Origin of the sequence: Exiguobacterium aurantiacum (genome assembly GCF_024362205.1) — a bacterium.
Lineage (GTDB): Bacteria > Bacillota > Bacilli > Exiguobacteriales > Exiguobacteriaceae > Exiguobacterium > Exiguobacterium aurantiacum_B.
In genome coordinates, this window is the sequence record NZ_CP101462.1 from 1,308,560 (window position 1) to 1,334,450 (window position 25,891).

The window sequence follows — 25,891 nt, forward strand, 5'->3', positions numbered from 1 at the left end:
CCGAGATGAAAAAACGTCCAGAATTATTAGCACCAGCCGGGAATTTGGAGAAATTGAAGATGGCGATCTTATACGGGGCCGATGCGGTCTTCATCGGGGGGCAACAGTTCGGGCTCCGCTCCCGGGCCGGCAACTTCGGGTACGACGAGATGACCGAAGGCGTCGCGTTCGCCCATGAACGTGGGGCGAAAGTATACGTCGCCGCGAATATGGTGACGCATGAAGGGGACATCGATGGCGCGGGCGAGTTCTTTTGTAAACTTCGTGACATCGGCATCGATGCCGTCATCGTCTCCGATCCGGCCATGATCGAGGTATGTCTCACGGATGCACCGGGACTTCCGGTCCACTTGTCGACGCAGGCATCGGCGACAAACTATGAGACGCTCCGTTTTTGGCAAGAGGAAGGGTTGGAGCGGATCGTCCTTGCGCGTGAAGTATCGATGGAAGAAATCAAAGAGATGAAGCGGCAAGTCGATGTCGAAATCGAGACGTTCGTCCATGGGGCGATGTGCATCTCCTATTCGGGCCGTTGCACCTTATCGAACCATATGGCGCTCCGAGATGCGAACCGTGGTGGTTGTGCCCAGTCATGTCGTTGGAAATATGGTTTCTTCGAGGCGGACGAGCTGTTGACCGAAGAGATGGCGGCACGCGATGAGGAACCGTTCTCGATGAGCTCGGTCGATTTGGCGATGGTGCGCCACATCCCGGACTTGGTCGACGCGGGCGTCGACAGCTTGAAAATCGAGGGCCGGATGAAATCGATTCACTATGTGGCGACGGTCTGTAACGTCTATCGTCAAGTCATCGATGCCTACTGTGCTGATCCTGAAGGGTTCGAGTTCGATCCGGCGTGGGAAGAAGAGATTTGGAAAGCGGCGCAGCGAGAGCTCGCGACCGGGTTCTATTATGGTGTCCCGACCGAGAACGAGCAACTGTTCGGCAAGCCGCGCGCCATCCCGCAATATGCGTTCGCGGCACGCGTCATCTCGTATGAGCCGTCGACACAGATGGCGACACTCGAACAGCGGAATCATTTCCGACGCGGGGAAGAAGTCGAGTTCTTCGGTCCTGGCTTCGTCCGGTTCTCGCAGCGGATCGATGAGCTGTACGATGAGTCGGGAGAAAGACTCGAGACGGCGAACCAGGCAATGATGACAGTGCGCGTCAAAGTCGAGCAACCGGTCGCGACCGATTTCATCATGCGCAAGCGAAAAGCCGGCGTCGTGAGTACGCCGGTCCCGAGTCCGGTCTGACACATCCGGTAAGACAACATAGTCGACCGTTCCATCCAATCTTGCTAACCTATTAACATAGACGACAAAGGGGATGGAAGCATGAATCAAAATACGGAGCAGCTCCGGACCGATCCGATCGGACGCCTGCTGTTCAAGCTGTCGCTGCCGGCGATGATCGGCATGCTGGTGACGGCGCTCTACAATATCATTGATACGATCTTCGTCGCCCGCGGCATCGGGGCAACCGCTGTGGCCGCCATCGGGATCGCCTTTCCGATTCAAATGATTCTCATGGCCGTCTCGAGCGCGGTCGGACTAGGCGGGGCGTCCATCAGTTCACGGAAACTCGGCAAAGGCGACGATGCCGGGGCCGCTGTCACGTTCTTGAACGTGCTCGTCCTCGTCGGCGTGTTCGCGGCCTTCGCGGTCAGTTCCGCCTTTTTCATGCTGGATGACATTTTGACAGTGTTCGGGGCGACGTCGGCCATCATGGAATTGAGCCGACAATACTTATCGGTCGTGCTCATCAGCTCGCCGTTCTTCATGTTCACGCTCGCTGCCAGTGCGATGGTGCGCGCCGAGGGGCAGGCTCCCTATCAGATGAAAGTGATGCTTACGACCGTCGTCGTCAACTTGGTGACGACGCCGCTGTTCATCTTCACGTTTGGCTGGGGCATATACGGGGCGGCTTGGTCGACGGCGCTCGCACAAGTCGTCGGATCGGTGCTCATGCTCCGCTTCTTCTTCGCAAAAAATCGCCGCACCGAGCTCGATTTCCAGTGGCGGAAGTTTCGATTACGGTTCGGCGAGTTGAAAGAGATCATGGCAATCGGATCGTCCTCGTTTATCATGATGGTGTCGCAGTCGATTTTATTTGTCGGTGTCAACGTTATGCTCGGGACGTATGGCGGCACCGAGGAGCTTGCCATCTTCGCGATCATCAATAAATTCATGGCGCTCGTCGGGATGCCGATCATGGGCATCGTCCAAGGCATGCAACCGATCGTCGGCTACAACTTCGGGGCCAGACAGTTCGACCGGATGCGCGAGACGATTTGGACGGCGATGCGGGCCGGAATTGCCATTGCCGTTATCATTTGGCTGACGCTCCAGTTGATTCCGGAGCAGCTGATGCGCATGTTCACGTCTGACGCCAACTTGATTGCCGGCGGTGTGACGGCGATCCATGTGTTGTTCGCTGTCTCGTTCCTCCCGAGCGTGCAAATGCTCGTAAACGGTATTTATCAATCGCTCGGTAAGGCCCGGGTCGCGATGTTTTTGTCGCTGTCGAGACAGACGCTCTATACGATTCCGCTCGTCTTCATCCTGCCGAACTTCTTCGGCGTGTTCGGCGTCTGGCTCGCATTCCCGATCGCCGATGCGATGACTTTCCTGACAGCGGTCGGGATGGCGGTCTGGGATCGCAAGCTCTTGTTCCGCCCGTCGGAAGATGAAATCGAAGCGAAAGCAACCAATTTATGAACTGACGTCCGTTCTTGTCGAACGGGCGTCTTCTTTTAAGAACAAGTAAATCCCGCCGAGCAGGACGGCCGCGCCGATCCATTGCATGACGCCGAGGCGTTCCTCGAAGAAGACGTATCCGAACAGCATGCCCCACAGCGCTTCCCCGAGAATGGTGATACTGACGACTGTCGCACTGACACGGGCGAGCGCATAGTTGAACAAATTATGTCCTAAAATCGTCGGGAAGAAGGCGAGGGCAAGGAAGTACCACCAGTTGACCGATTCAAACGCGGTGAATGTCGTACCCCGGACGAGCAGCATGAAGCAGAGGACGACCGTCGCCACGAGATAGACGCTGAACGAGTATGTATTCGTATTCATCTCGGTCCGGACGTGTTGGCCGACGAGCCAATAGCCGGCGATGAGCAGAGCGGCGATTAAGGCAAGCAAGTCCCCGAACAGCGCTTCGCGTCCGAGTTGAATGTCGCCTGCCGCGACAAGCATGCCTCCTAAGACAGCGATGAGCGCGAACGCTAAACCTTTCCGGGTCGGATTCTTTTTAAAGATTAAGGCGTTCCCGATTAAGACAAAAATCGGACTCGAGGTGACGAACAGCGTCGAGCTCGCGACCGTTGTGTAATCAAGCGATAAAAACCAGAGCCAAAAATGAAACGCGAGCAACGTCCCACTGAGCAACAAGGCATATCGCGTCATGAGGCGTGTCCCGAGGAGTGACTTGAAGTCGACGAATGGCAACAACATCAGACACGTAATCAGCATCCGGTAAAACGCGGCCGTCTCGGCCGGTGCGGACGTCCATTTGACGAACAAGACGCTCGTCGATAAGAAAAAGACGGCGGCGAATAAGATAAGATAAGACAAGAGACATCCCCCTTTGTGTTGTACATACTCTTCTAATGATATTATAGAATAGATAAGAAAATACATTCTTTCTCGAAAGTGTCGTTCCGACAAGAGATTTCGGATGACTTTGAAAGTAGGGATCCTATGAGATTAATCATTGCGGAGAAACCGTCGCAGGCCCAAAAACTGGCTGCGCCGTATCCATCAAAAAAGAAAAAAGATGAGATTGAAATATCTTCTTGTGCCCGTTTCCCGGAAGGCGCCATCGTCGTCTGGGCGGTCGGTCATTTATGCGAGCTTCAAGAACCGTCTCACTATAAGCCGGAATGGAAGTCGTGGAAATATGAGTCACTCCCGATTGTGCCGGACCGATTCGACTATCGCATCTCGAAAGGCAAGTCGAAACCGTTCCAGACAATCAAGAAATGGTTGCACGACCGGTCCATCACCGATATCATCATCGCGTCCGATGCCGAGCGAGAAGGGGAGGCCATCGTCCGCCTCATATTACGCCTCGCCGGCAATAAAAAACCGTTGTCGCGCCTTTGGATCTCGAGTTTGACCGAACAGGCGGTCGACCGTGGTTTCGCCGATTTGCTACCGGGTGACCAGACCGTCCCCTATTATCATGAGGCGATGAGTCGTGCCTGTGCCGACTGGCTCGTCGGTATGAACGCCTCAAGGGCATACACGACACTGTTGAAGACGATTGGTATCGAGGACGTGTTCTCGCTCGGCCGCGTCCAGACACCGACGCTCGCCTTGATCGTCAATCGCGAGCGCGAGATTAAACAGTTCGTCCCGGAACCGTATTTCGAGGTCGAAGCGACGCTCCAAAAAGGGCGGGGTACGTTCAAAGCGAAATACACGCTCGGCAAGACGACGAAATTGAAGACGCGTGAACAAGCCGATGCGGTCGTCAACCGGGCGACCGGGACAGCAATCGTTCGCTCGATCGACAAGGAAGACAAGACGGAACACCCGCCGTTTTGGTTCAGCTTATCGGGTTTGCAGGCCGAGGCCGGCAAGCGGTTCGGTTTTGGGGCGAAGAAGACACTCGATATCGCCCAAAAGCTGTATACGAAAGGATGGATCAGTTATCCACGGACCGACTCAAGTTTCGTCACACCAGATGAGGCGACGCTGTTCCCGCAGACGAAAGCGCGCCTGTTAAAGTCCTCGGCCTACGCCGGACTGAAGGACGTATTGACCGAGAATCCGTCCCGCAACAGCCGTTACGTGAACGCGAAAAAGGTCAGTGACCACTATGCGATCATTCCGACCGAGGCGTGTGGCGATGTGGCTCGACTAAGCGGGGACGAGGCGAAGCTATACGATTTGATCAATCGGCGTTTCCTCGCGGCGTTTGCCCCGCCGGCCAAGCTCGAGAAAACGACGGTCGACCTTATGGACGGGGACGACTTGTACCGGGCAAAAGGGACGGTCGTCGTCAGTGCCGGCTATCGTCAAGTCGTCGAGATAAAGTCCAAAGACGTCGAGCTCCCGGCACTCACGGTCGGTGAACCGTTGACCGAAAAGAAAGTCGAAGTATTATCGAAACAGACGGAGCCGCCGAAACGGTATACGGAAGGCGCGCTCATCATGGCGATGAAGGTGGCCGGTAAGCAGCTCGATGATGAGGAACTGATTCACATCATGAAAGAAGTCGAAGGGCTCGGCACCGAGGCGACGCGGGCCAACATTATCGATGGATTGAAGAAGCGGGGTTATGTCGAACTCCAAAAGAAAGAGCTCGTCCCGACCGACAAAGGGCGCCTGTTGATTGACGTGCTCGGTGACAGTATCCTCGCCTCGCCGGCCATGACGGCGAAGTGGGAGAAGCGGCTCCACGAGATTGGGCAGGCGTCGGCGTCCGCCGCCGAGTTCATCGACCAGGCGAAGAAGATGTCGATCCATCTCGTCGAGGAGGCGAAGGCGCGAGTCGAATCGGCGAACCCGGAAGGCTATACGATTGAAGCACGACGTTTCGGGAAGAAGTCGGCGGCGCGGCCGAAAGCGTCGTTTGGCGTCTGTCCGAATTGTGGCAAGGGACTCGTCGAGCATCCGAAGTTCATCGGCTGCAGCGGCTACCGAGAAGGGTGCAAGTTCACGATGTCGAAACAAGTGCTCGGCGTCGGGATTGCCAAGGATGAGCTGAAACAGATGATCAATGGCGGTCAGTCGAACGTGCATACGTTCAAAAAAGGCGACAAGACGTTCGACGCCGCGCTTTACCTTGAAAAAGGAGCGCTTCGGTTCGAGTTCAAATAAAAAATAGAGCCATCCGCCGATGGCTCTATTTTTTCTGTTGTTCTTCTTCAGTGATGCGGCGATTGATCTCATCGTAATCGAGCATGATGTCGTCCTTGTTGTCCTTATAGGCGTAGCCTTTTTGAATGACGACGATTGAGGCGATCAAGACGAGCAAGATAATCAAACCGCTCACAGCGAATATCCATCCCATGCGGCATTCCTCGCTTTCGTACTTCTAGTATGCCAAAAATGAACGAGATTCTCCATCTTTCGGGTACTTCGAACTGTCACAGCATTGAAATACCTAATGGAGCGATTAGATATGATACAATAATATGCAGAAGAACACTGACAGAGAAAGTAGGGATGACTATGGCGATTTTGATTGTGGACGACGAACCGGTCAATACGATGGTTCTCGAACAATTATTGCATCAACATGATTATGAGACGATTTCGGTCTCAAGTGGTGAAGATGCGCTCGCGCTCCTGATGGATCCGCAAGCCCCGTCGCTATACGACCTTGTTCTGCTTGATGTTGAGATGCCAGGAATCTCTGGGATCGAGACGTGCAAACGGATTCGACAGATGGCCGGTTACGAGGAGTTGCCTGTGATCATGGTCTCGGGCCGCACCGAAGAAAAACAGATTGCGGAAGGACTCGACGCCGAGGCGTCCGACTATACGACGAAACCGATTAAAATCACGGAACTGCTCGCGCGGATTCGTTCGGCGCTCCGTTACAAAGCAGCCGTTGACGAACGGAAAAAATATGAGACGCGTCTCCAATACGACCTCGACCTCGCCCAAAAGATTCAACAGAGCGCATTGACCCCGCCGATCAGCAACGATGAGATCGACGTCCGGGCCTTATACTTGCCGTCTAAAAAACTGGCCGGTGACATGTACGCCTGGTTCCAGGTCGCGCCTGACCGCTACGGCGTCATCATTTTCGATGTGATGGGGCACGGCGTGTCGTCCGCGTTGATCACGATGGGGATTCGTTCGATTTTACCGGGCCTCGTCGGCAACGTGCAATATCCGGTCGATGTCATGACCGAGCTGAACCGCCAGATGACGTTCTTGTTCTCAGGTGACGACATGCAGAGCTACTTCACCGCGGTATATTGCTATATCGATACGACGAAGCGTCAAATCGAGTACGTCAACGCCGGACATCCTCCGGTCATCGTGACGTCTGATACAGGTGTAACTCGCCTCGAGACGACCGGAGTGCCGGTCGGTATGTTCGAAGAGCCGAACTATGAGTCGAACGTCGTCGGCATCGAGCCGGGCATGACGATGCATATGTATACGGATGGACTGATGGAATGTTACAGCAAAGATATCGATGACGGCATTCGCTGGCTCGAGAAGGACGTCGCTTCTTATGGGCTTGACTATGCACGTCATGTTGCCGAACAGCTCGTTCCTAAAATCGAGATTGACGACGACCTGTGTCTCGTCACAGTCAAATTGATGTAAAAAAGATGGTGTCGCCGCAACGGGCAACACCATCTTTTTTTAGAAATATCGTTTGCGCCACAAAATATAAAAGGCGAGGCTTGAGAACCCGATCATCATCGTAATGGCGAACACAAAGCCGATGGGTTGGCCTTCCCATGGCACTTGGACGTTCATCCCGAATATCCCGGAAATCATCGTCGGGATGCTGAGTACAATCGTAATCGAGGCCAAGAATTTCATGACGAAGTTGACGTTGTTCGAGATAATCGAACCGAAGGCGTCCATCTTGATGCTGATGATGTCGTTATAAATCGACGCCATCTCCATCGCCTGGCGGTGTTCGACGAACACGTCCTCGAGCAACTCCTCGTCTTCTTCATGCTTCTCGAGACTCGGTGTCTTGACGATGCGGTCGAGGACGCTGTCGTTCGCTTTGAGCGATGTCATGAAATAGACGAGCGACTTCTGTAAGTTCATCAATTGAAAGATTTCCTGATTTCGCATCGAACGTTGCAACTCTTGCTCGAGCTCGTCCATACGCCGATCGATTTGGCGAAGGAAGCGCAAGTACGTCATGCTGACTCGGTGCAAAATCTGAAAGACGAACCGACTCCGATAGTTCGTCCGGAACAATCGGGCTTTTCCGTTGGCGAACAAATTGAGCACGTCGAGGTCACGCGAACAGACGGTAATGAAATGTCGCCCGGTGACGATAATACCGAGTGGAATCGTATTGTAGGCGCGTCCCGTGTCGTCTTCTTCGACGTATGGGACGTCGATGATCATGAGGAGTCCCTCATCATCTTTTTCAAATCGTGGTTTTTCTTCAATATCAAGCGGGTCGTAGACGAAATCTTCAGGAATGCCGGAGGCGGCGATGACTTGATCAGCCTCATCTTTCGTCGGATTGACGAGTTGAATCCAGCTCCCTTTGTCAAAATCTTCGATTTCGTCGACACGCCCAGATGCATCGGTACGGTAAATCGTTAGCATAATGTTCCTCCTACCTTAGCTCAACCTAATTATAGGTAGGCGAATGGGAGAGTGCAATCGGAAAAGGAGGAGTTTTTTTGTTTTTTCTCGAAAACATGCTACAGTGGGAAAGAATGGTAGTAGGATTGAGTCAAAGGAGGGATGGAGTTGTCACAAACGCCCCAAAATGCTCTGTTTAACGAAGAAAAGTTGGCGGAGCTCCATCAAATCGCTAGCGGGAATAAAGATTTCCTGAAAAAGATTGCCGATACGTACGTGCGCCAATTCGAGGCGAAATTCCCTGAATTGAAGCAGATGGTGCGTGAACAAAACCACGAACAAATCGAACAACTTGCCCACTTGTTGAAAGGAGCTTCTTATTCTGTCGGGCTCGACGAGACAGCTGGCCGGTTCCATCGGCTCGAATTGGCTGGGGAGACAAATGAGACCTCGAACCTCGAACCGATTCTCGATGAAATCGAAGCCGACATGCGCCGCTTCGATTACGAATGGGACGCGCGGTTGAATGAATTAGCATAAATAAAACGGGATTTCGCCACGATGCGAAGTCCCGTTTTCAGTTCAAGCTAAAAATTCGTCGAGTGTGGCGATCAACATGCCAATCTCTGGCTTCGTGATTTGGGCGTTCGCCCCGACCGCGTCGCCTTTATGCTTCAAGTCATCCGAGATGAGCGAAGAGAAGATGATGATCGGCAACTCGGCGAACTGGTCCATCTCACGGAGTCGTTTCGTCAAATGCAAGCCGTCCATTTGCGGCATCTCGATATCGGTGATGAGCAGGTCACAATGGACGTCGCTCTGTTCGAACGCATCGAGCGCTTCCTTTCCGTTGTTGAAGATCGTCGTGTTGAAATAACCGGCATCATCGAGCGTGTCGATGATGAGCGTCCGCAACATCTCCGAGTCTTCGGCGATCCACACTTGTTTGTTCGACCGTTCCCGGGCACCGAGCCGTTTGACCGATTCGCGGGCCATGATGTCCTTGCGGGAAAGTTCGAGGGCGATGCGCTCGTAGTCGAGCAGGATAATCATCTGGTCTCCTGTTTTGACGACCCCATTCGTGATGCCTTGCATGCCGCGCGCGAGGTCGGACGGCGTGTCGATCTGTTCCCAAGAGATGCGTTTGATCTCCGTCACTTGGTCGACGCGGAGCACCGACTTCTCACCGTTGAACTCGCAGACAATCAAGCGGTCGTTGTCCCCGACGTCACGCGGATGACCGATGACCATCGGTAAATCGATGACCGTCATGACCTCTCCACGGAGCTCGATTAGCCCCATGATCGCTTCCGGGGTTCCCGGGAGCGGGGTGAGGGGAAGCATTGTGATAATCTCACGCACCTTCATGACGTTGATCCCGAAAATGAACGGGCCTGATTGGAAAATGACAATCTCTAATTCGTTCGTGCCTGCCTCAAGTAAAATATTATGATCCATGCTCACTGGTGGTCCCTCCTAGTTCACGTACTCTCATCTCTTCTATCGGTCGATTTAAAGAATATCTTCAGTTGAAAGTGGCAAAGTCGAGGCGAAATTGACAAAAAGTTGACGAGTAACCGTTTACATTACATAAACTGAATCTTTATAGTTGTTCTACCGATTTGATTTTGCATACAATGGGGGTGGCAACGAGATATCAAAGCTTACTCAGGAGGCAGATAGAGATTATGAGTATGAACACGTATCCATATTTAATTAATGGACAATGGCAGGAATCAACAACGAACGAAACAATCGAACTCGTTTCACCTTATACAGAAGAAGTCGTCGGGCACGTCCAGGCGATGTCTCGCGACGAAGTCGACGAGGCGATTCATGGCGCGAAAAGCGCACAACAGGAATGGGCGGCGCTTCCGGTCAACAAGCGTGCCGAACTGTTGTACGCTTGGGCGGACAAACTCGAAGAGCGTGTCGATGAGATCGGTCAAATCATCATGCGCGAAGTCGGGAAGAACTTGAGCGACGCGAAGAAAGAAGTCATCCGGACGGCGGAAATCATCCGCTATACGGCCGAAGAAGGACTTCGCTTCACGGGCGGATTCATGCAAGGGGACTCATTCCCTGGCGGTTCGAAGAACAAGATGGCGATCATCAAGAAAGAGGCACTCGGTGTCGTCCTCGCGATCTCGCCGTTCAACTATCCGGTCAACTTGGCAGCAGCCAAGATCGCACCGGCGCTCATCACAGGCAACGCGGTCGTCTTTAAACCGGCGACACAAGGCGCCATCAGTGGTGTGAAGATGGTCGAGGCACTCCAAGACGCAGGTCTTCCGAGCGGTCTATTGAACCTCGTCACAGGACGCGGGTCGGTCATCGGTGACTATTTGACGTCTCACCCTGGCATCGACATGATCACATTCACAGGTGGTACGGGTACCGGGCAACACTTGTCACAACAGGCATCGATGGTACCTGTCGTGCTCGAACTTGGCGGCAAGGACCCGGCGCTCGTCCTCGAAGACGCAGACCTCACGCTCGCGGCCGATCAAATCGTCAGCGGGGCGTTCTCGTATTCAGGACAGCGCTGTACGGCCATCAAGCGCGTATTCGTGCTCGAGCACCAAGCGGACGAACTCGTCGGCATGTTGAAAGAGCGCGTCGAGAAGCTCACGGTCGGTTCACCGGTCGACAACAGCTTCATCGTTCCACTCATCGACAAGAAGTCGGCAGATTACGTCCAAGGTTTGATTGACGACGCCGTCAACAAACAAGCGACGGTCGTCCATGGAAACGAACGCGACGGCAACCTCCTTCATCCGACGCTCCTCGACCGCGTCACGCGTGAGATGCGCGTCGCTTGGGAAGAGCCGTTCGGACCGGTCTTGCCGGTCATTCGCGTCAAGTCGCTCGACGAGATGATTGAACTGACGAACGAATCGGAGTTCGGTCTTCAAGCGAGTGTGTTCACACAAAACGTGAACAGCGCCTTCACGGTCGCCGACAAGCTCGAAGTCGGTACGGTCCAAGTGAATGGCCGCACGGAACGCGGCCCTGACCACTTCCCGTTCATCGGCGTGAAGCAGTCAGGCCTCGGTGTTCAAGGAATTGGACGCAGCCTCGAAACGATGACACGCGACAAAGTCACCGTCATCAACTTATAAGTGATTGGAGAGGAGAAATCCTCTCCTTTTTTTGTGTGATTGAAATCCGTTCTTATCGACAGGTATAATGAGTGAAGATAGGTGGAAGGGGTTGTGGGGACGTGGCGAACTGGATTTCAAGCCAACTGGCAAGACTCGATATACCGACGCCGTTCGAGGTCGGCAACGTGAACGTCTATGTCGTCGAACATATGAACCGTTTCTTTATGGTCGATTGCGGTCCGGATACGGAAGAAGCGTGGGCCTCGTTGACGACGCAATTGGCCGAGCTCGAACTGACGCTCGCGGACATTGACTTTTTATTTTTGACGCATCATCATGCCGACCATGCGGGGCAGGCGTGGCGCTTGCGTGACGCCTCGATACCCGTGTACGGGCATGAGAAGCTCGTTCGGTACTTGGAACAGACGCCGAATTTCATCAAACGGGGCAATCAGTTTTTACATGACTTGGCGCACTGGTTCGGCACGCCAGAGACGATTGTGAACAAATTGCCCGACTACCGGGAGGCGCTGCGTTGGATCGGCCCGACGACCGTCACAATGACGTTCACGGACGGGCAGGACGTGACGAGTGACGGGGCATGGAAGACGATTCATCTGCCTGGCCATGCGAGCGATCAGCTCGGTCTGCTCGGCCCGGGCGGCGTGTTGATTGCGGGCGACCATTTGATTGATACGGTCGAACCGAACCCACTCATTGAACAACCATACGAGGAGGAAGGGTTCGCCTCACCGGTCGTGTTGTATCTCGATTCGCTTCGAAAACTCCAAGAAGTGGACTTGAAACTTGTCGTGAGCGGGCACGGGGAACCGATTCAAAAACCGCGGCCGTTGATCGAGGCCCGCATCAGTCAGCGTTATGAGCGGAGTGAGTTGCTCCTCAACGACTGGATCGATGGCTTGAGCGTATTCGATTGGTCGATGCGGCTCTATGGGCGCAAGATGCGTCGGGCGATGCCGCTCGTCTTCAGCGAGGTGTTCGCCCGCTTGACGTTGCTCGAAGAACGCGGCCGTGTCGTCAAACAGTTGACGGACGGGAAATGGATTTATATAAGAGCGGAGGAAATCGTGGAATGAGACATATTGTGATCACGGGTGCGTCGAGCGGCTTTGGGGCCGCGCTGGCGCATTCTTTTTATGAGTCGGGTGCCAAGTTGACGTTGATCGCACGGAACGAGGAGCGGTTGCGCGAACTCGGACAGAAGTTATCGGCCGAGTGGATGGTGGCCGACGTCTGTACCGATTATGACACGCTCGTGGCAAAAGTCATACGTACATATGGAGCAATCGACGTTTGGGTGAACAATGCCGGGATTGGCGAGTTCGACCGGGTCGTCGATCAAACGACCGACGTCATCGAGGAGACGATGCGCTTGAACGCCGTCGCGCCGATGATGCTCGCACGAGACTGCGCACGGCAGATGCGACGCGGCAGTACGATCATCAACGTCTGTTCACAAGCAGCGAAAGTGCCGACACCAAAGTCGGCCGTTTATGCCGGTTCGAAGGCGGCGCTGCTCCAGTTCTCGAACGCGCTGCGATTGGAACTGAAGCCGGACGGGATCCACGTGTTGACCGTCAATCCGGGGCCGATCGCGACCCCGTTCTTTCTTCGGGCCGATAAGAGCGGACGTTACGAGGCGAGCGTCAAGTCAATCATGCTAGATCCAGAACGTCTCGCGAAGCGTGTCGTCGCGGCGTGTGAGGCGTCGAAACGTGACGTGAACGCCCCGTGGTGGATGGAACTTGGCGCGAAACTGTACGCAATGTGCCCAGTCATGTTCGAACGACTCGCAAAACGGGGATTTGACAAAAAGTAAATGTGTAAATATAGAGAAAAAAAGGGGGAGACATGATGCGCCGATTGAAACAATTTGGCTTGATGCTGTCACTCATCTTCCTCGCTGCCTGCGGGACGACCCGAGCCGAGATCGCACCGACATTCGAACAGGCGGCCGAGGAAGCGAAGCAATCGACGGTCAATTTTTATATGTGGGGAGGCGATGACGGCATCAATCGCTATATCGATGAGTATGTTGCGCCACGTCTGAAAGAGACGTATGACCTGGACTTGAACCGCATCCCGATGGATACGGCCGAGTTCGTGCGTCAATTGTCACTCGACAAACGTGCGAACCGTGAAGCAGGAACGATTGACCTGATGTGGATCAACGGGGACAATTTTCGTAACGCCGCCGAGGCGGAGTTGCTCCAAGGCGACCTGCTCGACAAAATTCCAAACGCCGCGCTATTGAACGAGGAAGCCCAAGCGAACGATGCGGGCACCCCGACCAATGGACTCGAAGTCGCCTGGGGGAATGTGCAGTTCGTCTTGCACTACGATACGGACAAGGTGAAAAATCCGCCGACGACGTTTGACGAATTACATCGTTGGACCGAAGCGAACCCGGGCCGTTTCACGTATCCTGAAGTGACAGACTTCACGGGCAACGCGTTCGTGCGCCATCTGCTTTATGCCGAATATGGGGACACGGTCCGTGACGGTGAGATCCCAGACGCGTTTTGGGAAGAAGTTTCGACCTGGTCACCGAACCTTTGGAAACAAGGAACGACGTATCCGAAGTCACTCGCCCAACTCGACCAGCTGTACGCCTCGGGTGAGGTCTGGATGACGATGGGCTTCAATGAACGCCGAGCCGAGGCCGAGCGCAACGCCGGGGTATTTCCGGACGGGACGCGTGCCCTCACGCTCGAACACTCGATCGCATCGACGCATTTTCTCGCCGTGCCGTTCAATGCGGAAAATCCGAACGGGGCGCTCGTTGTCATCAACGAGTTGCTCTCCCCTGAAGCCCAGCTCGCCAAACAAGACGCGACGTATTGGGGGGACGGGACATCGCTCGACTTGACGAAGCTCGATGCGGCCGACCGTGACGCATTCTTGAAGCTAGATGATGGGGTGACCTATCCTGACCCGGAACGGCTCGCCGAACGTTCGCTTCCCGACTATGGGCCGACCGTGATTGATGCGATTCGTGAGGAGTGGGATCGTGTCGCGAAGTAGTCTATGGCTTAGTTTGTTCGTTCTAACATTGCCATTCACCGGTGTCGCCTTCCTGCTCTACGAGACCATCGGCTTTGACTGGTCTCAATTGAATGAAGCAGCGTGGCGCGCCAGTATCGCTGTGACACTTTACGTCACGCTCACATCGACGTTCCTCTCACTTGTGATTGGGACGTGGCTCGCCCGAACGGTCTATATGAGGCGTTCGATGTGGCTGGCATCGCTCCTCAAATGGCCGATGTTCGTTCCGCACGTTGCGGCAGCCTATTTGTTTTATCTATTGTTCTCGGGCGGCTTTCCGGTATATGGCCTCATTGAGGCGAATGAACGCCATCATCTCGTCGTCATCTTGACGTACGTCTGGAAAGAAGTACCGTTCGTCTTTTTGATGGTGGTCGGCACATACGGCCAACTGAATCCAGGGTACTTGGATATGGCCAAGACGCTCCAGCTCAATCCGCTCGAACAGTTCAGAGTGGCCGAATGGCCATTTCTCGTCAAACCGCTCCTCGACTCGTTCTGGGTGCTCGTGGCGTTCATGTCGTTCGCCTATGAAGTGCCGGCCTTGTTGGGCGTCACCTACCCTGAGCTGCTCGGGGTACTCGCCTACGAGCGCTTGACGACTGGTCTGTTTTTAAATGCGTTCGAGTCATATGCGGTCGCGCTCGCTTGGACATTGTTCATCTTCAGCGGCGTCATCACATCCTACGCCTTGACGGCCAAACGACGGCGGCGCATCGAACGGGGGGTGAGACGATGAGTCGGCTTCTCGTCGCTTGTTTCGTCGTCTTTCCGTTCATCGGGTTGTTTTTGACGTTCCCGACGTCACTCATGTGGGACGAGGCGATTTTAAATACGGTCTCCTACGTGGTCGTAGTGGCGCTCGTCAACGTCTGGCTTGGCATCGGGACGGCCTGGTGGCTCTTGTTCACCGAGTCGAGGTGGAAGTCGTGGGTCGAGTGGCTCACGTTCCTCCCGTTGTTTATCCCCGTCCTGGCGAGCATGTTCGGCATGTATATCGTCCTCGCCCAAATCGGGCTCATCGGGACGTACACGGGGGTCGGGCTCGTCCTGCTCGTCACGACGTTACCGTATTCGATTCGCTTGGCATACAACGCCATGTACGTAATCGGGAGACCGCTCCTCGAGCAGACATTGACGCTCGCGCCGCTCACTCGGATCGGGTTCGTCCTGTTTCCACTCATGAAAGAGTCGGTCCGAACGATCGTCTTGTTCTCGACCGTCATCGTATTGAGCCAATTTGTGCTCGTCCAATTGATTGGGGCCGGACTCGTCCCGACGGTCACGACGCGGCTCTATCAGGCCTACGCAGGCAATGACGTCTCACTGGCGTTACAAAACACATGGGTGCTCGTCTCGTTGCCGGTCCTATTTTATATCGGGCTCTGGGCAATGTTCAGCATCTGGATTAGATTGGTGAAGGGGCGTTTGCAATGAGCTTGGTATTGTCAGGAATACGAAAACGTTTTAAAGACCGTGATGTGTTACGCGGCATCGATCTCGCCATCCCGAACGGGGAAATCCATGCCCTCGTCGGTGTGAGTGGGTCAGGGAAGTCGACACTGCTCCGTATCGTCGCAGGTCTTGAGACGCTTGATGCCGGTACGGTGACGTGGGAGGAGATGCCGCTCGATGGGGTGCCGCCGCATTTGCGCCGGGTTACGATGTTGTCTCAATCCCCGCTCTTGTTCCCGCATCTGACTGTCGGGGAGAACGTGACGCTCGCCACCCCGAACCGGTCACGGGAAGAAGCGGAAGCGTGGCTCGCCCGGGTCAAGCTTCCCGGCCGCTATGACGCTGAAATTCATGAACTGTCTGGAGGAGAACAGCAACGCGCAAGCTTCGCCCGGGCGCTCGCGGCCGCGCCTCGGCTTATTCTACTCGATGAGCCGTTCACGAACCTCGACCCCGGTCTCAAGTCTGAGTTGCAACGGCTGATTCGTGACCTCGTCCGTGAACTTGAGTTGACGGCGCTCCTTGTGACCCACGACCGTGAAGAAGCGATGCTCGTCGCCGACCGAGTGACATTGCTTGAGACGGGCCACGTTCGGGCAACCGGTACGCCGGGACGTTTATCCGAGACGGAGTCGACGTTCGGAGACTTTGTCGAATTGGGCGGTGCGTTGCTTCCATCGACCGATATCGCCGTGTCGACAGAGCCGACGTCCGATCCCATTGTTCTCGTCCGGCCGTTCATTCGTTTCGGGCATCATTTTGGCGAGTATCGACGCCCGACCGGAGAATATGTCATCTTGCCGCGGAGCGAATCGTTCAAAGTCGGTGAGACGTATTATTTGCGACAGAAACAAGGAGGAATTTGATGTTAGACACATATGGTAGCCGCTTCGTCCGTCCCGTCATCGAGCGCGGGGCCGATCGGCTTTTGAAATGGAACTTTACCCCGAACGAGGTGACGATTCTGGGGGGCATCATCGGCGTGTCGGTCGGGGTGTTCATTTATAACGATATGTTGTGGACGGCCGTGTTGCTGTTATGGGTGTCGGGTCTGTTCGACGTCCTTGATGGGACGATGGCCCGGCGCACCCAAAAGACGGGGTTCGGTACGGTACTTGACCTCGTCTTCGATCGCATCGTCGAGATTGCCGTCGTCATCGCACTCGCTTTACGCCATCCGGAACATATGCCAATCTTTCTTCTCTTGCTCGGATCGTTCGTCGTGGCGATGACGTTGTTCCTCGCCGTCGGGGCGAGCAGCTCACGCCGTTCAGAGAAATCATTTTATTATCAGCCCGGCATCTTGGAGCGGACAGAATGTTTCATCTTGTTCACGCTCATGATTCTTTTCCCGACGTGGATCGGTGTCATCGCGACGATTTTCCTCGTCCTTGAAGTGTTCACGATTCTTCAACGTTTGTTTGAAGCGAGGCGGATTCTAAGATGAAGCCGCGCCTTGTCTTGGTAGGGCTCGGCCATGGGCAACTTGAGATTCTCGAACATCTCGATGCGCTTAACGAAAACTACGAAGTGTCGTATATCGGTGGACGAGAGGCGATTTATACGGGTGCGTTTCCTCAAGTGATCGCTGGCGAGATGGAATCGGCGACGACGCGGTTGCGTCGTGACGTCTCTCCCGTCGCCGAGCGCCTGATCGGTCTCGATCCGGATGCGCGCCTCGTCGAAACCGATCGCGGCCACGTCGCATATGACATCCTCGTGCTCGCGACCGGTGCGAAGAGTCGTGGAATCGGGAACCGGTTAAAACCGATGACGACAAACATGTTGGACGAGATTTTACAGAGTGACGCAATCACGATCGTCGGCGGGGGCAAAGCCGGAGTCGAACTCGCCTTCGCTTGCATCAGACAGAAGCAACGCGTGACGCTCTATGCTCGTGACATCTTACCCGAGCTTCCCCGTCATGTCGGGCGACAGATGGCGCGCCGCCTCGTCCACAGCGGCGTGACGCTCATTCTGACGTCATTCCAACCAGGGACTAAGACGGAGGGACTCGTCTTGGACGCGACCGGTGTCGTTCCTGATGATTTTTGGTCTGCGGCCGGACTTGCGGCCGCTGGGGCGTTCATTGACACGGAAGACGATTTGCGACACCCCGTCTACCGCGAGATTTATATCACTGGGGATATGGCGGCTCGACTGAATGGTGGTGTTGATGCCGTCCGTTCGGGCCGTCACGTCGCTCGTCAACTGCTCGGTACACCACGGCCGTTCAAGTCACGGACGTCGCTCAATATCTTGTTGACGACACCAGGGCGGGCGCTCTTGACGTTCGGGAAGCTGACGTGGCACGGGCGATTGCCATATCGGTTGAAACGGACAATCGACCGGCGCTACGTCGAACGATTTAGATGAAGGAACGAAAAAAGACGACCATGACGGTCGTCTTTTTTAGGCATTCAACGTATCGAGGAAAGAGCGGATTTGCATTTCCGTCTTGGCGTTCGCCGAGTGAAGATGTTCTTGTTTGACACCTTCCTGATAGAAGAGGAGCGAGGGGATGCCTCGGACTTCTTGCGCGTCTGACAGGTCAGGCAACTCATCGCGGTCGACGACGTACCAGTTGAACTGCGGGTAGTCTTTGACGAGTTCGTCGACGTACATATCGAGGCGACGGCAGTCGGGGCACCATGATGTCGTGAAGACGACCATGCCTTTATCTTGGATGGCCTCTTGGAATTGTTGATCGGATTGAATCGGTTTCATAAAAAATCTCTCCCTTCATAATATATTGTCTGTGTATTCGTGATAGGCGTCAACCGATTGGCATTCTCGGTCGCAACTGAATATGTGATACACTAATAAAAATAGAACCGCAAGGGATAGGTGATGGTTATGGCGTTACGTCATGCACTTCTCGGGTTGTTGACTCATCAACCTGCTACCGGCTATGCCTTGAACGCGACGTTCAAAGCGCAAATGATTCACTTTTGGCACGCCCATCATACACAGATTTATCGCGAACTGTTAAAGATGGAAGACGAAGCACTCGTCTCCTCTGAGCACGTCGCCCAACATGACTTACCGGATAAAAAGATTTATTCAATCACCGAGGCGGGACGTCAAGAGTTGATTGATTGGCTGCGGCAACCGACCTCGTACCAACCGAAGATGAAAGATGAGAACTTGCTCCGGGTCAGCCTGTTGCAATTGCTCCCGCTCGACGAGGCGATTCGCTACGTCGAAGAGACGAAAGCGCATCATGAACAAGTCGCTCACCAGATTCGGGCGTTTCAAGCGGCCCACCAGTCCGAGGCCGACACGCTCGGTTATTTACTGACGAGCGAGTACGCGATCCGGATGATGGAAAATTACGCCGGTTGGGCCGATTGGGCCATCGAACAGATGAAACAACGAGACACCAATGCGACCTGACGATCAGGTCGCATGTTTTGTGTACGGATGGATCGGCAGCCGGGCCAATAGGTCATCGAGTTGATCTGGGTCGACGGCGTATTGATTGGCTTCAATCAAGTCATTCAATTGATCGACCGAGGATGCCCCGGGCAAGACGACGGCACACGTCCGTTTCGCGGCGGCAAGGGCGTACGCTTGAATCGGCTCTGGGATTGTCGGCAACAACTCACGCAACTCCGATGCAGACCACGCCTCGAAACCTTTGTCCGCCAAACGCTCGGACCATTCAGTGGTCAACAGGCCTTTGGCGAGCGGACCGCGTCCGACGATCGGGATGTCGAGGTCGAGCGATTCGATTCGGCGGTCGAGCAGTGAGTATGGCGTCATCAAGACGTCGAGTTCACCGTGCTCGAGCCAATAGCGGATGACGTTCGGACGAATCGAGGACAGGCCGATTTGTCGGATGACCCCGGCTTGTTTTTGGTGACGCATGAAGGCGATCGTCTCATCGAGGTCGTCCTCGAGCGTGCCGCCATGGACGTAATACAAATCCAAATAATCGGTCTGGAGACGCTCGAGCGAATCAGCGAGCGCCTGCTCCAAATATGCGGCGCTCGGGTCCCAGCGCATCCCTTCCTCGGTCCGCACATTCCCGCCTTTGCTCGTCAAGAATAGATCGTCCCGGCGTCCGGCGAACGTTGAACCGACAAGACGTTCCACCTCGAAGTGATCGTAGACGTCGGCCGTATCGAAATGCCGAATCCCGGCTTCGTAAGCGGCCTCTAGAATCCGACGACCTTCCGCTTCCCCGTGCTTTAAAATCGACATCGTTCCTAACCCTAACTCTGCCATTGATAATTCCTCCTTGTTCCGTCTGACGATATGAATCATAATCACAGTATATAGGAAAAGTGAGGGGTACATACAAATGGAAGAGAAAACGATTGAACGGGAAGTCATTTACGAAGGAAAGATCTTTAACGTCGAGAAACACGTCGTGTCGCTCCCGAACGGTGGCACCTCGGTCCGCGAACTCGTCTACCATAACGGTGCCGTCGCCGTACTCGTCGTTGATGAAGACGATCGCATCGTCCTCGTCGAGCAGTACCGGAAAGCGTTCGAATCGATGTCACTCGAGATTCCGGCCGGGAAATTGGAAGTCGGTGAGGAGCCGCTCACGAGCGCGAAACGCGAACTCGAAGAAGAGACGGGCTATACGGCCGAGACGCTCGAAAAAATCTTCTCATTTTATGGGGCACCTGGTTTTTGTAGCGAACGGGTCGATGTCTATGTCGCCCACGGCTTGACTTCGGGCGCGATGAACCTCGATGAGGATGAATTTTTACAGGTCCAGCGCTTCACGTTCGATGAGGCGGTCGCGTTACTCGCGAGCGGACGGATCACCGACGCAAAGACGATTATGGCGATTCAATGGTGGCAATTGTCTAAATTGAAATGATTCTAAACTGGAGTGACATATGTTACACTTACATAGGAATCATTTTAATTTGAAAAACCGGATGAACTTCGGTATGATTTGAATAGTGAATTATGCAAAGAGGGGGCGCCTTATGGAAACGCGAATTGAACGGATCAAACAGCAATTGAGCGCCAAAGGATATAAATTGACACCGCAACGAGAATCGACGGTCCGGATTCTACTTGAGAATGAGACCGATCATTTAAGTGCGGAAAACGTGTTCATGCTCGTCAAAAGCATCGCACCGGAAATCGGGCTCGCGACGGTTTACCGGACGCTCGAGCTATTGACCGAGCTAGGTGTCGTCGACAAAGTCAACTTCGGTGATGGCGTCGCCCGCTTCGACCTTAGACCGGAAGGCGCGAACCATTCGCACCATCATCTCGTCTGTGTCGAGTGCGGTTCGGTCGAGGAGATTATGGAAGACCTGCTCGTCGACGTCGAGAAAAAAGTCGAAAGCAAATACGAATTTTTAATCAAAGACCATCGCTTGACGTTTCACGGCATCTGTAAAGTCTGCCAAGCCAAAGGCGTCACGCTCGAGGGTCATAAAGCAGTCATCAACGGATAAACGAAGACAGGCAGCCTCTTAAGGGGCTGCCTGTCTTTTGTATGTCGTCACGTCGTCAAGTAACGGGACAAGACGGTGGCGATGCCGTCTTCATTGTTCGAAGTCGTCACTTCTGTTGCGATGGCCAAGATGTCCTCGACGGCGTTGCCCATGGCGACACCGATGCCGGCATACTCGATGATCGACCGGTCATTATGCCCGTCACCGAAGGCGATGACACGGTCGCGGTTGATATTGAGGTTTTGGAACACATGGTCGAGTGCCCGGGCCTTGTCGATGCCAAGGTCTGTGAACTCATAGTACATGGCGGCCGTGAACATGCCAGTGACACGGTCCGTGAACGGTTCGGCGAGCGAGGCGGCATGCGTTTTTAGATAGTCAGGTTGTCCTGCGACGAGAATCTTATAGACGGGGAAATCGATGGCGTCGGCAAGACGAGGTGCCTCTCGTAATCGGAACCGTCCGCCGCGCGACTCATACTCGATAATGTTGAACGGCTCACCGTTCAACTCAAGCATGCCGCTGAAGACATCATTGACGTACATATACGTCTCGTCATTGATCATCGGGATGACGTCGAAGCCGGTCAAGTGATCCAAGATGGCACGGGCGTCGTCTAGATGAATCGCCTGTTCGAACAACGTCTCATTGGTCGCCGCATCCGTGACGCACGCCCCGTTCGAAGAGACGATGAGTCCCCCGTACTCGTGCAGCCGGAGCTCCTCGGCGAACGCTTCGATGCCTCGTTTCGGACGGCCGGAAGCGAGCACGACTTTGATGCCGTCCGCTTGAAGGTCGAGCAACGTCTGTTTCGTACGTGGTGAAATCATCTTCTGATCGGTCAATAACGTTCCGTCAAGGTCGAGTAAAATCGCCTGAATCATCATCTCATCTCCTTAAACTGTCAATTCGAGTTTGTTTTGTTCGGGATCGAGCAGCACGCTCTCGTAATATCCGTCTCCCGTCGTCCGTGGTCCATCGACGAGCGGATACCCGTCGGCCTCGAGCCGTCGCGTCAACGTGTCGACCGCCTCTTTGCTACCGAGCGCGAAGGCGATATGCGCGTAACCGATCGTCTCGTCTGGGGTGCCTTGGATGTCCGGGCGGCGCATCAACTCGAGCCGGCATGTCGACTCCGGGAACGTCAAAAAATAGGACTCGAACTGTTTCCGTTCGTTCGTATATTTGTCGTTCGCAATTGCCCCGAGATACGTCTCGTAGAAGCGGCGCATCTGTTCGAGGTCGTTCACCCAAAGGGCAACATGTTCAATTTTCATGTGAGTTCCTCCTTTGATGGTTGGTGCGTGATGAGGTTCAAGCGTTCCGTATTAAACAGCATCCCCAGCATAATCAAGACGGTCACGAGCGGGAATAAGCCGAGCGACGTCTGGGAAACGGCGAGTCCGAATAACGGTGGCAGGAACGTGCTGCCCGTATAGGCGAACGCCATTTGGAAGCCCATCAACCGTTTCGCCCGAACTGGTCCGAACCGCTGCGGCGTCTCATGGAGCATGCTCGGGTAAATCGGGGCCAAGCCGAGGCCGATACAAATCAATCCAATCAACATCGTTTCGGTCGTCGGAATGAGGAAGATGAGGCTGCCGATCAGAGCAAGAGTCTGGCCGAGCCGAATCATCTGTCGATTCGTGAAGCGGAACGAGAGGAATCCGCTCAGGAAGCGCCCGAGCGTGATGCTACCGTAGTAGATGGACACCCACGTCGCGGCCGAAGCGACAGAGAATTGTTTCATCTGGACGAGATAACTGCTGGCCCATAGCCCGATGAGCGCCTCAATCCCGCAATAGAGCAGGAACGTGGCGAGCGCATACGAGATGCCTTTTGGCAATTTTCGTTCGAGCGAGGTCGCGGCGGTCTCATGTCGATCGAATGCGGAGGGCTCTGCTTTGACTTCGCGTTTCCAGAGCGGGAACGATAGGAGCAGAAGGAAGGCGAGTGCGAACTGAATCAATGCGACGATCAAATAGCCGTCACGCCAACCGTTCTCTGTCAAGACGCCGGCCATGACGAGCGGTCCGCCCGTCGCCCCGACGCCCCAAAAACTATGCAGCCAGTTCATATGGTGCGCTTGATAGTGTTCCGCGACGTAATGGTTGAGGGCGGCATCGACCGCCCCGGCACCAAGTCCGAGTGGAATCGAAAGGGCGAACAGACAAATCAAAGACGGGGCCGCGTAAAAGCCGAGCAGGCACAATGCCGTCACGAGTCCTGATCCGAACGTGACTTGCTTCGTATCGAACCGTTCGAGCAATCTCCCGCTGAGCAGGCTCGATAAAATCGTGCCCGCGGCGATAGTCATAAAAATCCACCCGGCCATCGAGATCGGGGCGTTGAATTCGAGATGCATCAACGGCCAACCGACACCGAGCAAGGCGTCGGGTAGGCCGAGACTGATAAAGGCAATGTAAATCACGGTCAATAACAAAAATCCTGTCATGGTTCACCTCTTCAAATCGATTCAAGGATCAACCCGACGCAACGTCGGGCCAAGCCTGCGAAATAATCTTCCTCCCATCTGCCGATCAATAAATCTGGGGTGTGAGCCGCCGGAATGTGACGCTGGCACGCATGCCGAATCCTCTCCAACTCGGTATCGACGAGATCGACGTCCGAAAAAATGATCGCGTGCGGATTGAGTGTCGCCGTGAACGTCGCGACGAGCCGGCCGAGCGCATCGAGCGCGGCGTCCGACAACGGGTTCGAGCGCTCGCTCGCCATCCGGTCATGAAACGTCGAGTCGTCGTAAAGTGGTAAAAACGAGATTTCCCCGCTGAACCCTGTCTTTCCGCGGATGAGCTGTCCGTTGATGAGAATCCCGGCACCGGGCCCGTTCTTTCCTAAATAAATGTAGACGATTGACTGGTCGCCGGCGAGTTCGTGCGTGTGTCCGTATCCATAGACGGCCGCGTTCATATCGTTCTCGATGACGGTGGGGCGATCGGTGCGTGACTCGACCCACCGTTTCAAGTCGAGGTGTGTGAACGTCGGATAGTCCGGGGCGAAGATGACCGTCCCGTCCGCCACGGCCGCCGCGACACCAATGGAGATCGCGCTCACGTCGCAGGTCTGGTCCAACTGTCGATCGAGCACCTCGCCGAGCGCACCGAGGTGGTCCCCATCTAGAATCACCTGCGTCCCGTCGTCAATCGTTGACCCGATACAATCGATGAGACGATAGCGGACGACCGTTTTCTCGACGTATAGCGTCAATCCGTGCGTGAATCGTTCGTTATAGACGTAACGTTTGGCTGGGCGGCCACCGCGTGAATCCTCAAATCCGCGTTCGAACACCTCGCCTGCTTGTATCAACTGCTCTAATTGTTTTTTGACGGTCGGAAAGCTGAGCCGAGTCGCTTCTGAGATGGCGGCGATGGTCGATTGGCCCGCTAAGACAAGTTGACGTCTGATGGCGACTGTCAGATTAGTCGTGGTTTGGTCCATGGCCGACTCCCTCCTGACTTTTTAAATCAGTTTAATAAGTCGACTTGAGTGTACCAAATCGTGACGGGATTTGTAAGCCCTCCATCGGAAGATAAGCGTGAAAACCTCACCGAAATCCGTCACAAAAAAGCTTTAAAAAAAATGAGGTCAGACGTCTTCACAACGGTTTACATAAGTGATATGATGTAAGCGTATTCAGGTGTAGCGAGGAAGGAGGGGGATGTCATGCGTTCGCAAGTCGAGTCATTTTTGCAGTACATGACGGTAGAAAAACGAATGTCCACGAACACGAGACAAGCCTATGCGAGCGATTTGACCCAATACTTATCGACACTCACCCAACTCGGGGTGACGGAATGGAATGAAGTCACGCGGGCACACATCGTCAAACATATGGAAGAGTTGTCGCAAGCAGGTCGCGCCGCTTCATCACTTCGGCGGGCCGTCAGTTCGATTCGGACGTTCCATCATCATTTGAAGATGACCGGCGGGGCCTCGACCGACCCGGCGCTCTACTTGGAGACGCCGAAAGCGGAACGGCATCTGCCGGACACGTGGTCACAAGATGAAGTCGAGCGGTTGCTCGACAGCGTGCCGACGTCAGACCCGCTCGCGCTCCGTGACCGGGCCATGCTCGAACTGCTCTATGGTACGGGTATGCGCGTCAGCGAACTTCTTGGGCTCGATTTGGATGATTTACAGTTCGAATTGGGGTATCTACAGTGTGAAGGCAAAGGCGAGAGCGCCCGGATCATCCCGGTGTCGTCCGTCGCCCAAAACTTTGTCGAACGCTATATCCAACAAGCGCGTAACGGGCTCGGCGGTCGGGAGACCGAGGCGTTGTTCTTGAACGGACGTGGCGGCCGGCTCAGTCGTCAAGGGTTTTGGAAGATGATCAAACGACGGGCCAAAGAGGCTGGGATCCAAAAAGAGATCACACCGCACGTGCTCAGGCATTCGTTCGCGACGCATTTGCTCGAGAACGGCGCTGACCTTCGGGCCATTCAACAGATGCTCGGGCATGCAGACCTCTCCACGACTCAAATCTACACACATGTCAATAAGGCACGACTCCACGATGTCTATCGAAAACATCACCCGCGTGCCTAGACACTTA

The 25,891-nt window shown here is 54.6% G+C and carries 28 protein-coding genes; 18 read left to right on the plus strand and 10 right to left on the minus strand.

Annotated features, from left to right (window positions below; translation table 11 throughout):
- The first annotated feature begins 5 nt into the window (after positions 1–5).
- The gene (locus tag NMQ00_RS06785) at positions 6–1,259 is read left to right on the plus strand and encodes a peptidase U32 family protein (RefSeq protein ID WP_255178467.1); all 1,254 of its coding nucleotides are present in this window, start codon (positions 6–8) and stop codon (positions 1,257–1,259) included.
- A gap of 81 nt (positions 1,260–1,340) precedes the next feature.
- Complete coding sequence (locus NMQ00_RS06790) at positions 1,341–2,723, plus strand: MATE family efflux transporter (protein WP_255178468.1); 1,383 nt, start codon at positions 1,341–1,343, stop codon at positions 2,721–2,723.
- Here NMQ00_RS06790 and NMQ00_RS06795 read toward each other — a convergent pair.
- The gene (locus tag NMQ00_RS06795; protein ID WP_255178469.1) at positions 2,718–3,587 is read right to left on the minus strand and encodes a DMT family transporter; all 870 of its coding nucleotides are present in this window, start codon (positions 3,585–3,587) and stop codon (positions 2,718–2,720) included. The two genes, NMQ00_RS06790 and NMQ00_RS06795, sit on opposite strands and share 6 nt — an antisense overlap.
- Positions 3,588–3,713: 126 nt before the next feature.
- On the opposite strand from NMQ00_RS06795, the gene NMQ00_RS06800 reads away from it, so the two are divergent.
- The gene (locus NMQ00_RS06800; protein WP_255178470.1) at positions 3,714–5,840 is read left to right on the plus strand and encodes a DNA topoisomerase III; all 2,127 of its coding nucleotides are present in this window, start codon (positions 3,714–3,716) and stop codon (positions 5,838–5,840) included.
- 25 nt (positions 5,841–5,865) lie between these two features.
- Here NMQ00_RS06800 and ytzI read toward each other — a convergent pair whose 3' ends face one another.
- Entirely contained in the window at positions 5,866–6,033 is a 168-nt protein-coding gene (gene ytzI, locus NMQ00_RS06805; RefSeq protein WP_255178471.1) for a YtzI protein, read from the minus strand.
- Between the two features lie 161 nt (positions 6,034–6,194).
- On the opposite strand from ytzI, the gene NMQ00_RS06810 reads away from it, so the two are divergent.
- Positions 6,195–7,307, plus strand: a complete 1,113-nt coding sequence (locus NMQ00_RS06810; RefSeq protein WP_255178472.1) for a PP2C family protein-serine/threonine phosphatase — start codon at positions 6,195–6,197, stop codon at positions 7,305–7,307.
- Positions 7,308–7,346: 39 nt separating this feature from the next.
- Here NMQ00_RS06810 and NMQ00_RS06815 read toward each other — a convergent pair whose 3' ends face one another.
- On the minus strand, positions 7,347–8,282 hold the full coding sequence (locus NMQ00_RS06815) for a magnesium transporter CorA family protein (RefSeq protein ID WP_021067655.1): 936 nt from the start codon (positions 8,280–8,282) through the stop codon (positions 7,347–7,349).
- A 141-nt stretch (positions 8,283–8,423) separates the two neighbouring features.
- On the opposite strand from NMQ00_RS06815, the gene NMQ00_RS06820 reads away from it, so the two are divergent.
- Positions 8,424–8,801, plus strand: a complete 378-nt coding sequence (locus NMQ00_RS06820) for an Hpt domain-containing protein (RefSeq protein ID WP_255178473.1) — start codon at positions 8,424–8,426, stop codon at positions 8,799–8,801.
- A 42-nt stretch (positions 8,802–8,843) separates the two neighbouring features.
- On the opposite strand, the gene NMQ00_RS06825 is transcribed toward NMQ00_RS06820, so the two are convergent.
- Positions 8,844–9,719: a chemotaxis protein CheV gene (locus NMQ00_RS06825; RefSeq protein WP_255178690.1), complete on the minus strand. Its 876-nt coding sequence runs from the start codon at positions 9,717–9,719 to the stop codon at positions 8,844–8,846.
- Positions 9,720–9,946: 227 nt separating this feature from the next.
- On the opposite strand from NMQ00_RS06825, the gene NMQ00_RS06830 reads away from it, so the two are divergent.
- From NMQ00_RS06830 to NMQ00_RS06870, 9 genes are all read left to right on the plus strand, one after another.
- The gene (locus tag NMQ00_RS06830) at positions 9,947–11,383 is read left to right on the plus strand and encodes an NADP-dependent glyceraldehyde-3-phosphate dehydrogenase (RefSeq protein WP_255178691.1); all 1,437 of its coding nucleotides are present in this window, start codon (positions 9,947–9,949) and stop codon (positions 11,381–11,383) included.
- A gap of 101 nt (positions 11,384–11,484) precedes the next feature.
- A complete protein-coding gene (locus NMQ00_RS06835) occupies positions 11,485–12,462 on the plus strand; it encodes an MBL fold metallo-hydrolase (protein ID WP_255178474.1) in 978 nt (325 codons plus the stop codon).
- On the plus strand, positions 12,459–13,205 hold the full coding sequence (locus NMQ00_RS06840) for an SDR family NAD(P)-dependent oxidoreductase (protein ID WP_255178475.1): 747 nt from the start codon (positions 12,459–12,461) through the stop codon (positions 13,203–13,205). Before NMQ00_RS06835 ends, NMQ00_RS06840 begins: the two co-directional genes overlap by 4 nt.
- A gap of 35 nt (positions 13,206–13,240) precedes the next feature.
- Complete coding sequence (locus NMQ00_RS06845) at positions 13,241–14,410, plus strand: ABC transporter substrate-binding protein (protein WP_255178476.1); 1,170 nt, start codon at positions 13,241–13,243, stop codon at positions 14,408–14,410.
- A 13-nt stretch (positions 14,411–14,423) separates the two neighbouring features.
- Positions 14,424–15,170 carry an ABC transporter permease family protein gene (locus NMQ00_RS06850; RefSeq protein ID WP_255178477.1) on the plus strand — a complete coding sequence of 249 codons (747 nt, stop codon included), beginning with the start codon at positions 14,424–14,426 and terminating at the stop codon, positions 15,168–15,170.
- Positions 15,167–15,868, plus strand: coding sequence for an ABC transporter permease subunit (locus NMQ00_RS06855; protein ID WP_255178478.1), 702 nt, complete (start codon positions 15,167–15,169; stop codon positions 15,866–15,868). The genes NMQ00_RS06850 and NMQ00_RS06855 overlap by 4 nt, the downstream gene beginning before the upstream one ends.
- Positions 15,865–16,752, plus strand: coding sequence for an ABC transporter ATP-binding protein (locus tag NMQ00_RS06860; protein WP_255178479.1), 888 nt, complete (start codon positions 15,865–15,867; stop codon positions 16,750–16,752). Before NMQ00_RS06855 ends, NMQ00_RS06860 begins: the two co-directional genes overlap by 4 nt.
- Entirely contained in the window at positions 16,752–17,333 is a 582-nt protein-coding gene (locus NMQ00_RS06865; protein WP_255178480.1) for a CDP-alcohol phosphatidyltransferase family protein, read from the plus strand. The genes NMQ00_RS06860 and NMQ00_RS06865 overlap by 1 nt, the downstream gene beginning before the upstream one ends.
- Entirely contained in the window at positions 17,330–18,262 is a 933-nt protein-coding gene (locus NMQ00_RS06870; protein ID WP_255178481.1) for an NAD(P)/FAD-dependent oxidoreductase, read from the plus strand. The genes NMQ00_RS06865 and NMQ00_RS06870 overlap by 4 nt, the downstream gene beginning before the upstream one ends.
- Positions 18,263–18,298: 36 nt before the next feature.
- Here the strand turns inward: NMQ00_RS06870 and NMQ00_RS06875 are convergent, their stop codons facing one another.
- A complete protein-coding gene (locus NMQ00_RS06875) occupies positions 18,299–18,613 on the minus strand; it encodes a thioredoxin family protein (RefSeq protein ID WP_114166043.1) in 315 nt (104 codons plus the stop codon).
- A 129-nt stretch (positions 18,614–18,742) separates the two neighbouring features.
- Between NMQ00_RS06875 and NMQ00_RS06880 the strand changes: the two genes are divergently transcribed.
- On the plus strand, positions 18,743–19,282 hold the full coding sequence (locus NMQ00_RS06880) for a PadR family transcriptional regulator (RefSeq protein ID WP_255178482.1): 540 nt from the start codon (positions 18,743–18,745) through the stop codon (positions 19,280–19,282).
- A 3-nt stretch (positions 19,283–19,285) separates the two neighbouring features.
- Here NMQ00_RS06880 and NMQ00_RS06885 read toward each other — a convergent pair whose 3' ends face one another.
- The gene (locus NMQ00_RS06885) at positions 19,286–20,116 is read right to left on the minus strand and encodes an aldo/keto reductase (RefSeq protein WP_255178483.1); all 831 of its coding nucleotides are present in this window, start codon (positions 20,114–20,116) and stop codon (positions 19,286–19,288) included.
- A gap of 76 nt (positions 20,117–20,192) precedes the next feature.
- Between NMQ00_RS06885 and NMQ00_RS06890 the strand changes: the two genes are divergently transcribed.
- The gene (locus NMQ00_RS06890; RefSeq protein WP_255178484.1) at positions 20,193–20,723 is read left to right on the plus strand and encodes an NUDIX domain-containing protein; all 531 of its coding nucleotides are present in this window, start codon (positions 20,193–20,195) and stop codon (positions 20,721–20,723) included.
- A gap of 112 nt (positions 20,724–20,835) precedes the next feature.
- Positions 20,836–21,315 carry a ferric iron uptake transcriptional regulator gene (gene fur, locus NMQ00_RS06895; RefSeq protein ID WP_016509373.1) on the plus strand — a complete coding sequence of 160 codons (480 nt, stop codon included), beginning with the start codon at positions 20,836–20,838 and terminating at the stop codon, positions 21,313–21,315.
- Between the two features lie 47 nt (positions 21,316–21,362).
- Here the strand turns inward: fur and NMQ00_RS06900 are convergent, their stop codons facing one another.
- From NMQ00_RS06900 to NMQ00_RS06915, 4 genes are read right to left on the minus strand one after another with little or no spacing between them, the layout of a single operon-like run.
- Positions 21,363–22,202, minus strand: a complete 840-nt coding sequence (locus tag NMQ00_RS06900) for a Cof-type HAD-IIB family hydrolase (protein ID WP_369696456.1) — start codon at positions 22,200–22,202, stop codon at positions 21,363–21,365.
- A gap of 9 nt (positions 22,203–22,211) precedes the next feature.
- Positions 22,212–22,592 carry a VOC family protein gene (locus NMQ00_RS06905; protein ID WP_255178486.1) on the minus strand — a complete coding sequence of 127 codons (381 nt, stop codon included), beginning with the start codon at positions 22,590–22,592 and terminating at the stop codon, positions 22,212–22,214.
- Positions 22,589–23,770 (minus strand): MFS transporter, encoded by a 1,182-nt coding sequence (locus tag NMQ00_RS06910; RefSeq protein ID WP_255178487.1) that lies wholly within the window; start codon positions 23,768–23,770, stop codon positions 22,589–22,591. The genes NMQ00_RS06905 and NMQ00_RS06910 overlap by 4 nt, the downstream gene beginning before the upstream one ends.
- Before the next feature lie 11 nt (positions 23,771–23,781).
- Positions 23,782–24,774, minus strand: a complete 993-nt coding sequence (locus NMQ00_RS06915) for an ROK family transcriptional regulator (RefSeq protein WP_255178488.1) — start codon at positions 24,772–24,774, stop codon at positions 23,782–23,784.
- Between the two features lie 225 nt (positions 24,775–24,999).
- Between NMQ00_RS06915 and xerD the strand changes: the two genes are divergently transcribed.
- Positions 25,000–25,884 (plus strand): site-specific tyrosine recombinase XerD, encoded by an 885-nt coding sequence (xerD, locus tag NMQ00_RS06920; RefSeq protein WP_255178489.1) that lies wholly within the window; start codon positions 25,000–25,002, stop codon positions 25,882–25,884.
- Positions 25,885–25,891: the final 7 nt, after the last annotated feature.